This is a genomic window from Mycolicibacterium sp. P4_G11, assembly GCF_056555145.1.
Genome location: NZ_JBFUJW010000006.1, coordinates 69,408 through 81,298, shown reverse-complemented (window position 1 = coordinate 81,298; position 11,891 = coordinate 69,408). Strand labels below are relative to the sequence as shown.

The window sequence follows — 11,891 nt, the reverse complement described above, 5'->3', positions numbered from 1 at the left end:
CAGTATGTCGCGCAAGCACGTTCATGGACCGACCATGAGCCCTGCGTACACCGGGCGGTTGTCCACCGCGCCGATCCCGTCGCTGCGGCTGCCCGACGACCCGCTGGACCCGCAGGCCGCGTACCGCTTCATCCACGACGAGCTGATGCTCGACGGCAGCTCCCGGCTGAACCTCGCGACGTTCGTCACCACATGGATGGACCCCGAGGCCGAGAAGCTGATGGCCGAGACGTTCGACAAGAACATGATCGACAAGGACGAATACCCGGCGACCGCGGCCATGGAGTCCCGCTGCGTGTCGATGGTGGCCGACCTGTTCCACGCCGAGGACCTGCGTGACGACGACCCGGCGTCGGCCTGCGGGGTCTCGACCATCGGTTCCAGTGAGGCCGTGATGCTGGCCGGGCTGGCCCTCAAATGGCGCTGGCGCGAGAAGGTGGGGGACTGGAAGGGACGCACACCCAACCTGGTGATGGGCTCCAACGTCCAGGTGGTGTGGGAGAAGTTCTGCCGCTACTTCGACGTCGAGCCCCGGTACCTGCCGATGACCGAAGGCCGCTACGTCATCACTCCCGAACAGGTACTCGCCAACGTCGACGAGGACACCATCGGTGTGGTGGGCATCCTGGGCACCACGTTCACCGGCGAGCTCGAACCCATCGCCGAGATCTGTGCGGCCCTGGACAAGCTCGCCGCCGACGGCGGGGTGGACGTACCCGTGCACGTCGACGCCGCCAGCGGCGGCTTCGTCGTGCCGTTCCTGCACCCGGACCTGCAGTGGGATTTCCGGCTGCCGCGGGTGGTGTCGATCAACGTCAGCGGCCACAAGTACGGACTGACGTACCCCGGCATCGGTTTCGTGGTGTGGCGCAGCGGGCAGCACCTGCCCGAGGATCTGGTGTTTCGGGTCAACTACCTGGGCGGCGACATGCCGACCTTCACCCTGAACTTCTCCCGGCCCGGCAACCAGGTCGTCGGCCAGTACTACAACTTCCTGCGTCTCGGCCGGGCCGGGTACACGCAGATCATGCACTGCCTGTCGGATACCGCCCGGTGGATCGGCGACGAGCTGCGCAAGAGCGAGCACTTCGAGGTGATCACGGATGGTTCGGCCATCCCGGTGATCTCCTGCCGGCTCAAGGGCAAGCGGCCCTACACCGAGTTCGACGTCTCGCACGCCTTGCGGGCCTACGGCTGGCAGGTCCCGGCCTACACGATGCCCGACGACGCGACGGACATCGCGGTGCTGCGGATCGTGGTCCGGGAGGGTTTCTCTGCGGACCTGGCCCGCGCCCTGCGCGACGACCTGATCACCGTGCTGAACAGCCTGGACGAGCTCAAACCGAAGGGGCAGTTCGACGAGGTGCAGCCCTTCGCGCATTAGCCGCCGAACGTGAGCTTGTGTTCGAGATTCTTCGAAATCGCGGTGCACAAGCTCACGCTCGACGCGAGTCAGCGGGCGTCTGGGAGAATCGGAAGCGATATGAGCTCGCCGAGTCCCCAACCTGCTGCCCAGGCCGTCATCGACCTGGGCGCAATTGCGCATAACGTGCGGCTTTTGCGGGAACGCGCTGGCAGCGCAGCGGTGATGGCGGTGGTCAAGGCCGACGGTTACGGGCACGGCGCGCCGCAGGTGGCGCGCGCCGCCCTGGCGGCCGGGGCCGCCGAGCTGGGTGTCACCAACATCACCGAGGCGCTCGCACTGAGGCAGACCGGCATCACGGCGCCGGTGTTGTCCTGGCTGAACCTGCCCGGCACCGACTTCGCTCCCGCGCTGGCCGCCGACGTGCAGGTGGGGGTGTCCTCGGTGCGCCAGTTCGACGACGTGCTCGACGCGGTGCGCCGCAGCGGCGCGCCCGCCACCATCACGGTCAAGGTCGACACCGGCCTGAGCCGCAACGGCGTCAGCCCCGCCGAATACCCGGCGCTGCTCGAGGCGATCGCCCGGGCCACCGTCGACGGTGCTGTCCGGCCGCGCGGCATCATGAGCCACCTCGCGTGCGGAGACGATCCGCAGCACCCGATGAACGACACCCAGGCCGCGCGCCTCACCGCGGCCCGGGCACAGGCGCTCGCCGCCGGGGTGCGCTTCGAGGTGGCGCACCTGGCCAACTCGCCCGCCACGCTGACCCGGCCCGATCTGCACTTCGATGTGGTGCGGCCCGGTATCGCGGTCTACGGGCAGACGCCGATTCCCGCGCTCGGCGATTTCGGTCTGCAGCCCGTCATGACGCTGAAATGTCCTGTCTCCGCGGTGCGTTCGATCAAGGCCGGCGACGGGGTTTCCTACGGGCACACGTGGATCGCCGACCGTGACACCACCGTCGGGCTGATCCCGCTCGGTTATGCCGACGGGGTGTTCCGCGGCCTGAGCGGACGCATCGACGTCAGCATCAACGGCGCCAGGTACCGCAACGTCGGGCGAATCTGTATGGACCAGTTCGTGATTGACCTCGGCCCCGACGGTGCCGGCGTCGCGGTGGGCGACGAGGCGGTGCTGTTCGGCTCGGGTGCCGCCGGTGAGCCGACCGCGCAGGACTGGGCCGAACTACTCGGCACCATCAACTACGAGGTCGTCACCAGCCCACGGGGCAGGATCGCCCGGACCTATCGCGAGTCGACAGGCTGACGCCCATGAGCGACAACAAGAATGCCCGGTGGCTGGCGGGCATGGCCGGTCTCACTGCCGTGGGGTCGGTCGCCGGGATCAGCGTGGCCCGCTCGCTGCGCCGCCGCAGTGGTGAAGATCCCTACGCCGGTGAGGATTTCACGACCCTCGATGCCGACCGCGGCTGCGTCGTCACGGCCACCGACGGGGTGCCGCTGGCGGTGCGCGAGGTCGGCCCGAAAGACGCCCGATTGACCGTGCTCTTCGCGCACGGTTTCTGTAACAGCATGGGCTCCTTCCATTTTCAGCGGGCCCGCCTCGCCGAGCGGTGGGGCGATCAGGTCCGGATGGTGTTCTACGACCAGCGCGGTCATGGCCGCTCGTCGGCCGGGCCGGTCGACTCGTACACCGTCCCGCGGCTCGGTCAGGACCTCGAATCGGTGATGCGGGTGATGGCTCCGCGCGGTCCCGTGGTGTTGGTCGGTCACTCGATGGGTGGCATGACGGTCCTGTCCCACGCGCGCCAGTTCCCCCGGAACTACCCGTCCCGGGTGTGCGGGGTGGCGCTCATCGCCTCTGCGGCACAAGGGGTTACCCGATCACCGCTGGGGGAGGTGTTGCAGAACCCGGCGCTGGAGGCGGCCAAGGTGGCGGTGCGTTTCGCGCCCGGAGCGGTGAGTGCGGGCCGGGGTGCGGCCAAGGCCGTCATCGGCCCGGTGCTCAAGGCCGCATCGTTCGGCGATGCCGCGGTCAGCCCGTCGGTGGCGCGGTATGTCGAGAAGATGATGCATGAGACCTCGATGCGAACCACTGTGGGGTTCCTGCACGCCCTCGAAGTGCACGATGAGGCCGGCGCGCTGGCGGTGCTGCAGCAGGTGCCCACGCTGATCGCCTGCGGTGACCAGGATCTGCTCACCCCGCTGGCCAAATCCCAGGCGATGACCCGGCAGTTGCCGAAGTCCGAACTGGTGATCGTCGAAGGCGCCGGACACATGGTGCACATGGAGCAACCCGAACTGATCAACGAGGCGCTGGAGCGCTTCGTCGAGCATGCCACCCCGTCCCGATTGGTGGCGCTGACCCGGCATCTGCGTGGAAAGGCCAAGCGCAATGGATGATTCGCACGGCACCGTGCACCTGCCGACCGAAGCCGACACCAAGGCCCTCGGCGCCCGGTTCGGCGCCGAGCTGCGGGTCGGCGACGTCGTGGTGCTCACTGGTCCGCTGGGGGCCGGAAAAACCATGCTGGCCAAAGGAATTGCCCAGGGCATGGACGTCGAGGGTGCGGTGACGTCGCCGTCGTACGTGCTGGCCCGCGTGCATCCCGCCCGGCGTGCCGGATATCCCGCGATGGTGCACGTCGACATGTACCGGCTGCTCGACTCGGGCAGCACCGACCTGCTCGGAGAACTCGACTCGCTCGATCTCGACACCGACCTCGACGACGCCGTGGTGGTCGTCGAGTGGGGCGAGGGCCTGGCCGAGCGACTGTCGGCCAGCCATCTGGACATCCGGTTGGAGCGTGCCGACGACGACACCCGTACTGCTGTCTGGCATTGGAGCCGCGCATGATCCTCGCAATCGACACTGCGACCCCGGCGGTGACCGCGGGGGTCGCCCGGCGCACCGCTGCCGGCGTCGAGGTGCTGGCCGAACGGATCACCATCGACGCCCGCGCGCACGCCGAGCAGTTGACGCCCAATGTGGTTGCCGCCGTTGCCGATGCCGGGATCACGTTCGCCGACCTGGAGGCTGTCGTCGTCGGCTGCGGGCCGGGACCGTTCACCGGACTGCGCGTCGGCATGGCCACCGCGGCAGCGTACGGACAGGCACTCGGTATCCCGGTGTACGGCGTGTGCAGCCTGGATGCGATCGCCCCCGAAACGTCCGGAGAGTTGTTGGTGGTCACCGATGCTCGTCGCCGTGAGGTGTACTGGGCGCGGTACCGCGACGGCGTGCGGGTCGACGGACCGGCGGTCAGCGCCGCGGCCGACGTCGCGCCGGGATCGGGTTCGGTCGCCGGCCCTGCCGCGCAGGCCGCGCTGTTCTCGTTGCCCTCGCTGGCGGTCGAGTATCCGACGGTCACCGGTCTGGTGACCGCCGCCGACTGGGACCAGCCGCCCGCGGCGCTGGTGCCGCTGTACCTGCGCCGCCCGGACGCGAAAACCCTTGCCGAGCGTGGCCTCTCGTGAGCACCGAATATGGGTTGCTGACGGTCGGCGACGCCGACCGGTGCGGCGAACTCGAAGCGATCCTGTTCCCCGGCGACGACCCGTGGCCGGCGGTGGCGTTCATCCGCGAGCTCGACTCGGACCACAACCACTATGTCGCGGCACGGGACGGCAAGCTGCTGGTGGGCTACGCCGGCATCAGCCGGCTGGGCCGTAAACCGCCGTTCGAGTACGAGGTGCACACCATCGGGGTCGATCCGGCCTATCAGGGTCGGGGCATCGGCCGGGAGCTGCTGGACCGGCTGTTGACCATCGCCGACGGCGGCACCGTGTTCCTGGAGGTTCGCACCGACAACGAACCGGCGATCGGGCTGTACGAGAGCGTCGGGTTCGTGAAGATCGGTGTGCGCAAGCGGTATTACCGGATCAGTGGCGCGGACGCGTACACCATGCGGCGGGACGCGGATGTGAGCAGCGTGTCAGGCGGCGCGGACGTGAGGAGCAATTCAGACTCATGACAATCATCTTGGCAATCGAAAGCTCCTGTGACGAAACAGGAGTCGGCATCTGTGAACTCAAGGACGACGGCACCGTCACGCTGCTGGCCGACGAGGTCGCATCCAGCGTCGACGAACACACCCGGTACGGCGGTGTGGTTCCCGAGATCGCTTCGCGTGCGCACCTGGAGTCGTTGGGGCCCACCATGCACCGGGCGCTGGCGACCGCCGGCATCGAGCGGCCCGACGTGGTCGCGGCGACCATCGGCCCCGGCCTGGCCGGGGCCCTGTTGGTGGGTGTGGCTGCGGCCAAGGCCTATTCGGCGGCGTGGGGGGTGCCCTTCTACGGCGTGAACCACCTGGGCGGGCACCTGGCTGCCGATGTCTACGACCACGGCCCCCTGCCCGAGAGCGTCGGCCTGCTGGTGTCGGGCGGTCACACGCACCTGCTGCACGTCCGGTCGCTCGGTGAGCCGATCGAGGAACTCGGCAGCACCGTCGACGACGCGGCGGGCGAGGCGTACGACAAGGTGGCCCGGCTGCTCGGGCTGGGCTATCCCGGTGGCCGGGTGCTCGACGAGCTGGCCCGCACGGGCGACCGGGGCGCCATCGTGTTCCCCCGCGGCATGACGGGTCCGCGAGATGACCCGTACGCCTTCAGTTTTTCCGGATTGAAGACTGCGGTCGCCCGGCACATGGAAAAGCATCCGGATGCGTCGCACGCCGATGTGGCAGCCGGTTTCCAGGAAGCCGTCGCGGATGTGTTGACCCGCAAGGCTGTTCGCGCGGCCACCGACCTCGGGGTGTCGACGCTGCTGATCGCCGGGGGAGTGGCGGCCAATTCCCGGCTGCGGGAGCTGGCCGAAGAGCGCTGTGCCGAGGCGGGTTTGACGCTTCGGGTGCCGCGGCCCCGGTTGTGCACCGACAACGGCGCCATGATCGCCTCGTTCGCCGCGCATCTCATCGCGGCGGGAGCCAAGCCGTCGCGTCTCGATGTGCCGAGTGATCCGGGCCTGCCGGTGGTGCAGGGACAGATCGCATGAGCGTGGGCAGCGAGGAGCCGGAGGCGGATCGCGGATGACTTCCGACCTGGCAGACAAGCTGGCCATCACCGAGCTGCTGTACCGGTACGCCGAGCTGATCGACGCGGGCGACTTCGACGGCGTGGGAGAGCTGTTGGGGCGCAGCCGGTTCGGCGGGCCGAATTCCGGCAGCGTCGAGGGCCGGCACCTGATCGCCAACACCTTCGCGCGCACCACTCGCCGCTTTCCCGATCACGGAAACACGCCGAGGACACGGCATCTGGTGCTCAACCCGATCGTCGAACTCGACGGCGACACCGCCCACGCCCGGTCGACGTTCTGTGTGGTGCAGCAGACCGATACCGTGCCGCTGCAACCCATCGTGGTGGGCCGCTATGCGGATACCTTCGCGCGCGACGACGCCGGCTGGTACTTCACCGAACGTGTCGTGGATGTTCAGATGGTCGGCGACGTGTCCGACCACCTGAACATCTCGCTGTAGAACGCTAGGCGTCGTTCGCGGCCGGCGAGAGCGGGATGAGGGGCAGGCGCAGCGCTCCCGGAGCGCCTTCCGGCACAACCGGTTTGACCGGTGCGACCGCGTCCACCCGCCGGTAGGGCAGGCCCTGGTCGGGGCGCAGATCGTCCTCGCCCTTGTTCGGCCACATCGCTGCCGCCCGCTCGGCCTGCGCGGTGATGGTCAGCGACGGGTTCACGCCGAGATTCGCCGAAACCGCCGACCCGTCAACGACACTCAAGGTCGGATAGCCGTAGACCCGGTGGTACGGGTCGATCACCGCATGGTCGGCATCCGAGCCGATGGCGCACCCGCCGAGGAAATGCGCGGTCAGCGGGATGTTGAACAGCTCGCCCCAGGTGCCGGCCGTGACACCGTCGATCTTCTCGGCGACCCGGCGGGTCGCGTCGTTGCCGGCCGGGATCCACGTCGGATTGGGCTGACCGTGCCCCTGCTTGCTCGACAGATGCCGGCCACGCAGCCCTCGCTTGGTGAACGTGGTGATCGAGTTGTCCAGGTTCTGCATCACCAGCGAAATCACTGTGCGCTCACTCCAATTGCCGACCGTCAGTACCCGCAGCAGCGCGCGCGGATGCTGCACCGCCAGCCCGAGGAACTTCAGCCAGCGCGGCCACCGGCCGCCGCCGTCGGTCATCAGGGTCTGCAGCAGCCCCATCGCGTTGGAACCCTTGCCGTAGCGCACCGATTCGATGTGGGTGTCGCTGGTCGGATGGAACGATGACGTGATCGCCACCCCGCGCGTCAGGTCCAGCGCCGGGTCGACCTTGTATTTGATTGCGCCGACGATCGATTCGGAGTTGGTGCGGGTGAGCACACCGAGCTGGTCCGACAGCTGCGGCAGGGTGCCGCTGTCCTTCATCTTGTGCAGCAGGTTCTGGGTGCCCCAGGTGCCGGCCGCCAGGACGACGTGCCGCGCCGTGAAGGTGCGACGGTTCTTGCGCAAGGTCCTGCCGGTGCGCACGGTGTCGATCTCCCAGATTCCACTCGGGCTCTGCCGCACGGATGCGACCGTGGTCAGCGGATGCACTGTGGCGCCGGCATTCTCGGCCAGACCGAGGTAGTTCTTCAGCAGTGTGTTCTTGGCCCCGTAGCGACAGCCCGTCATGCAGCTGCCGCATTCGATGCACCCGGTGCGGTCCGGCCCGACGCCACCGAAGAACGGGTCGCGGACGGTTTTGCCGGGTTCGCCGAAGAACACCCCGACCGGCGTCTGGACGAACGTGTCGCCCACACCCATGTCTTCGGCGACCGACTTCATGATCTCGTCGGCCGGGGTCATGCTCGGGTTGATCACCACCCCGAGCATGCGCCTGGCCTGGTCGTAGAACGGTGACAGCTCATCCGACCAGTCGGTGATGTGGGCCCACTGCGGGTCGTTGAAGAACGTCGCGGGCGGCTTGTAGAGGGTGTTGGCGTAGTTCAGCGAACCACCCCCGACGCCCGCGCCGGCCAGAATGACGACGTCACGCAGCATGTGGATGCGCTGCACGCCGAAGCACCCCAGCTTGGGCGCCCACACGAATTTCCGGACGTCCCAACTGGTTTTCGGGAACTGATCGTCGGTGAACCGGCGGCCCGCTTCCAGAACGCCTACGCGGTAGCCCTTCTCGGTCAACCGCAACGCGGTGACGCTGCCCCCGAATCCGGACCCGACGACGATCACGTCATAGTCGGTGTTGGACATTTGGTTCTCCTCAGTTGGCGGTGAAACGGCTGGTTTCGTCGTCGACCATGTCCATGGCGATACGCCGCGCCCGGATTGCGGCCCGGTCGGCCTTGACGTTGATGTCGCGCCGGCGTGCACCGGGTTCGTCGAGCCGGCGCTGAATCGTTTCCAGGATCGTGGCGTTGCGTAGCGCCCACTCGTGGAACATGATGCGCAGGTACTCGGTGATGGTGTCCTCGGCGCTGTCGTAGTTGCGAGCCAGCTGCAGGAAGACATGCGTCGCGCCGGGTGATTCCGGCGTGAATCCATGAATTCGCAAGAGCTCGTAGGACTTTCCGTCCACGACGTCGATGGCGTAGTGCTGCGTGTGCAGGGCGGGTGACACGAACGTCCCCTCCTCGCGCCGGATGGCCACCGTCTCTTCGGGCAGGCCGGTGATGGCCGACTCCCACGGGGCGAGGCGACTCGGCTGAGTGGTCCGCGTATAGGCCACCGAGCGCTCGGATATCTCGACCTCGTTGAGCGGTGGCAGCTGCTGAATGTCCGGCGGCACCATCTCGGGGCGGGTGACGAAAACATCGGTCAGATCGAGGTAATGCTCGTGCAGCAGAAGGTAATTCGCCTCGACCAGCCCGACCTCGGTGGAGCCGGTCCAGCCGGAGCCGTCCAGGTACCACGGCACGCGCGGCGGCGGGCGCAGGGCCGCGGCCCGCGGCTCGCCGAGCCAGATCCAGATGAACGGTGCGGTCTCGACGATCGGGTACGCCTCGACGCGGGCGCCGGGCGGCACGTTCTCCTGCGACGGCACGTCGGCCAGACAGCCGTCGGGCTCGTAGCTGAAGCCGTGATAGCCGCACACCAGCCGGTCGCCGTCGAGTCGGCCCTCCGACAGGGGATAGGCGCGGTGCACGCAGCGGTCCTCCAGCGCGACCACTTCACCGGAGGTGCGGCGGTACAGCACCACATGCTTGCCGAGCAGGCGCCGGGCCAGCAGTCCTTCGCCGACCTCATCGCTGAGCGCGGCCACGTACCAGCAGTTCAACGGGTAGTTGGTTCTCATAGGTCGAGCACCAGCCTTTCGGACCGGGAGCGCGAGACGCAGATCATGATGGTTTGGTTGGCGGCCTTCTCCGAATCGGTGAGGACCGAGTCGCGGTGATCACCGTCGCCGGAGATGATTTCGCATTCACAAGTGCCGCAGACGCCTTCCATGCACGACCCCAGCACATCGAGGCCGGCTTCTTCGGCGACGTCGTAGATCGTCTTGTCCAGCGGCACGGTCAGGGTGATGCCCGACCGCTGGCATTCCACTTCGAACGTGTCGAGCGCGTCCGACGGCGCTTCGACGGTCTTGGCGGAGAAGCGCTCGAGGTGCAGGCTGCCGTCGGGCCAGGCCTGGCAACCCTTCTCGACCGCGTCCAACAGACCCTCGGGCCCGCAGCAGTAGACCAGCGTGTTCTCCTGCGGGGCCGCCAGCACCGCCGCCAGCTTCGTCCGGAAACCGTCGCCTTCTTCGTCGCGCGCGCAGATGGTCACGCGGTCGCCGAAGCGTTCCAGCGCCTCCAGGTACGCCATCGACGAGCGGGCGCTGCCGCCGTAGATCAGCTGCCAGTCGGCGCCGGTGGCTTCGGCGGCTTCGATCATCGGGAGCATCGGCGTGATGCCGATACCGCCCGCGACGAACTGGTAGCGCGGCGAGGTCGCGAGCGGGAAGTGGTTGCGCGGTCCGCGCACCCGGATCGTGGTGCCTTCCTGCAGCTTGTCGTGGACGAACTGTGAGCCACCGCGGCTGTTCGGGTCGAGCAGGATGCCGACCCGCCACTCACTGCGGCTGGCGGTGCTGCCGCACAGGGAGTACTGCCGCGTCAGCGACGGCGTCATGACCAGGTCTATGTGAGCGCCGGGGGTCCACTCAGGCAGGTCCGCGCCCGAGGGGTCGGCGAGGGTCAGCGTGACGACACCGTCCGCGGACTGCTCACGTCCGCGGACCTCGAGGTCGACCTCGACTTCCCGGTAGGCGGCGTTACTCATCGCGACCGCCGAACGGGGATCGACTTGTACTGGTTGAGGAACAGCGCCCGGACGCGTGTCGGGTCGCCGTCCAGCGTCAGGTCGGGGAACCGGCGGATGGTCTCCTGAATCCACAGCTTCAGTTCCAGTCGCGCCAGGTTGGCGCCCAGACAGAAGTGCTTGCCGCGGCCACCGAAGGCCTGGTGCTTGTCCGCCAGCCCCTCACGGGTGATGTCGAATTCGTGCGGATTCTCGAACGCGGTCTCGTCCCGGTTGGAGGCCAGGTACCACAGCAGCAGGCGGTCGCCTTCCTTGATCTGCTTGCCGTGCAGCTCGAAGTCCGTTGTCGCGGCGCGGCCCATGAAGGCGAACGCGGGCGCGTAGCGCAGGCCCTCTTCGACGGTTGCGTCGAGCAGTTCGGGATTCTCCTGCAGCAGGATCAGCTGATCCGGGTTCTGCATCAGGGCCAGCATCGTCGCGCTGTAGGTCGCCCGGGTCGAGTCGTTGCCCGCGGTCATCAGCAGGGCGAAGAAGGTGGCCATCTCGAGCTCGTTGAGCTTCTCGCCGTCGACTTCGGCGTTCATCACCGCGGTGATCAGGTCGTCGCGCGGGTTCTCCCGGCGCTGATTCATCTGATCGTTGAGATACATGATGATCTCGGTGACGATGGCGCCGGCGTCATCCCACTGCTTGCGGATTTCCGGGTCCTCGAACGCGCTGAACACGTTGGTCCAGTAGACGAGGCGCTCGTCATCCTCGGCGGGCGTGCCGAGCATCGAGCCGATCACCCGGGCCGGCACCGGCCGGGCGATGTCGCGGACCAGATCGAAGCTCTCGCGGTCGGCGACGCTGTCGAGCACGTCGTTGATGATCTGCTTGATGGCCTCTTCGTGGGCCGCGACGCGTTCGGGGGTGAAGGCCTTGATGACGAGGGCCTTGAGCCGGTCGTGCCGGGGCGGGTCCATCGAAATCAGCTGCAGGCGCTGAATATCCAGCGGGACACCGATGTCGTCGACGTTGAAGATGCCGCGCTTCTCGGACGAGAACGTGCGGTGGTCGCGGCTGACGGTGCGCACGTCGTCGAAGCGGGTGATCGACCAGAAGCCGCCTTCGCCGGGCACGTTGCGCTGCGGGCTGTAGTGCACGGGGTCTTCGCGCTGCATTCGGGCGAACAACTCGTACGGCGGACCGTCGTCCCACACCGCGGGGTCGGCGAGGTCGACGGCGGCGAGGTCCACTTCGGTTGCGGCGAGAGTAGTCACTGTTGCCCTCCTTATCGGTCTGATGCTTACGAAAGCTATTCACTGGGGCGGTTCCGATCGACGTCTCGGGACGACCAACTCTCGAGGCGATTGCGGAGCGTCGTTGTCGTGCGGCGA

Annotated in this window: 12 protein-coding genes; 8 read left to right on the top strand and 4 right to left on the bottom strand. The window is 67.7% G+C overall.

The features are described 5' to 3' along the window. The first annotated feature begins 4 nt into the window (after nt 1-4). The 8 genes from gad to AC1U2B_RS14625 all read left to right on the top strand — a co-directional run bounded on the left by gad (nt 5) and on the right by AC1U2B_RS14625 (nt 6,800). The gene (gene gad / locus AC1U2B_RS14660) at nt 5-1,384 is read left to right on the top strand and encodes a glutamate decarboxylase (RefSeq protein WP_071287932.1); all 1,380 of its coding nucleotides are present in this window, start codon (nt 5-7) and stop codon (nt 1,382-1,384) included. 99 nt (nt 1,385-1,483) lie between these two features. Then, entirely contained in the window at nt 1,484-2,629 is a 1,146-nt protein-coding gene (alr, locus tag AC1U2B_RS14655) for an alanine racemase (protein ID WP_480217372.1), read from the top strand. Between the two features lie 5 nt (nt 2,630-2,634). Then, the gene (locus AC1U2B_RS14650) at nt 2,635-3,726 is read left to right on the top strand and encodes an alpha/beta fold hydrolase (RefSeq protein ID WP_480217371.1); all 1,092 of its coding nucleotides are present in this window, start codon (nt 2,635-2,637) and stop codon (nt 3,724-3,726) included. Further along, complete coding sequence (gene tsaE / locus AC1U2B_RS14645) at nt 3,719-4,180, top strand: tRNA (adenosine(37)-N6)-threonylcarbamoyltransferase complex ATPase subunit type 1 TsaE (RefSeq protein ID WP_043396892.1); 462 nt, start codon at nt 3,719-3,721, stop codon at nt 4,178-4,180. The genes AC1U2B_RS14650 and tsaE overlap by 8 nt, the downstream gene beginning before the upstream one ends. Next, entirely contained in the window at nt 4,177-4,800 is a 624-nt protein-coding gene (gene tsaB, locus AC1U2B_RS14640) for a tRNA (adenosine(37)-N6)-threonylcarbamoyltransferase complex dimerization subunit type 1 TsaB (protein ID WP_480217370.1), read from the top strand. Before tsaE ends, tsaB begins: the two co-directional genes overlap by 4 nt. Further along, a complete protein-coding gene (gene rimI, locus AC1U2B_RS14635) occupies nt 4,797-5,297 on the top strand; it encodes a ribosomal protein S18-alanine N-acetyltransferase (protein ID WP_480217369.1) in 501 nt (166 codons plus the stop codon). The genes tsaB and rimI overlap by 4 nt, the downstream gene beginning before the upstream one ends. Next, nucleotides 5,294-6,319, top strand: a complete 1,026-nt coding sequence (gene tsaD, locus AC1U2B_RS14630) for a tRNA (adenosine(37)-N6)-threonylcarbamoyltransferase complex transferase subunit TsaD (protein WP_480217368.1) — start codon at nt 5,294-5,296, stop codon at nt 6,317-6,319. Before rimI ends, tsaD begins: the two co-directional genes overlap by 4 nt. Nucleotides 6,320-6,353: 34 nt before the next feature. Continuing rightward, nucleotides 6,354-6,800 carry a nuclear transport factor 2 family protein gene (locus AC1U2B_RS14625; protein WP_043396882.1) on the top strand — a complete coding sequence of 149 codons (447 nt, stop codon included), beginning with the start codon at nt 6,354-6,356 and terminating at the stop codon, nt 6,798-6,800. A gap of 4 nt (nt 6,801-6,804) precedes the next feature. Here AC1U2B_RS14625 and AC1U2B_RS14620 read toward each other — a convergent pair whose 3' ends face one another. Genes AC1U2B_RS14620 through AC1U2B_RS14605 form a run of 4 tightly spaced genes read right to left on the bottom strand, consistent with a single transcriptional unit; the run spans nt 6,805 to nt 11,774 of the window. Further along, nucleotides 6,805-8,520 carry a GMC oxidoreductase gene (locus AC1U2B_RS14620; RefSeq protein WP_480217367.1) on the bottom strand — a complete coding sequence of 572 codons (1,716 nt, stop codon included), beginning with the start codon at nt 8,518-8,520 and terminating at the stop codon, nt 6,805-6,807. Nucleotides 8,521-8,530: 10 nt separating this feature from the next. Continuing rightward, nucleotides 8,531-9,562, bottom strand: a complete 1,032-nt coding sequence (locus AC1U2B_RS14615; protein WP_480217366.1) for a Rieske 2Fe-2S domain-containing protein — start codon at nt 9,560-9,562, stop codon at nt 8,531-8,533. Next, the gene (locus tag AC1U2B_RS14610; RefSeq protein ID WP_480217365.1) at nt 9,559-10,533 is read right to left on the bottom strand and encodes a PDR/VanB family oxidoreductase; all 975 of its coding nucleotides are present in this window, start codon (nt 10,531-10,533) and stop codon (nt 9,559-9,561) included. The genes AC1U2B_RS14615 and AC1U2B_RS14610 overlap by 4 nt, the downstream gene beginning before the upstream one ends. Continuing rightward, nucleotides 10,530-11,774: a cytochrome P450 gene (locus AC1U2B_RS14605; RefSeq protein WP_480217364.1), complete on the bottom strand. Its 1,245-nt coding sequence runs from the start codon at nt 11,772-11,774 to the stop codon at nt 10,530-10,532. The genes AC1U2B_RS14610 and AC1U2B_RS14605 overlap by 4 nt, the downstream gene beginning before the upstream one ends. Nucleotides 11,775-11,891 lie beyond the last annotated feature (117 nt).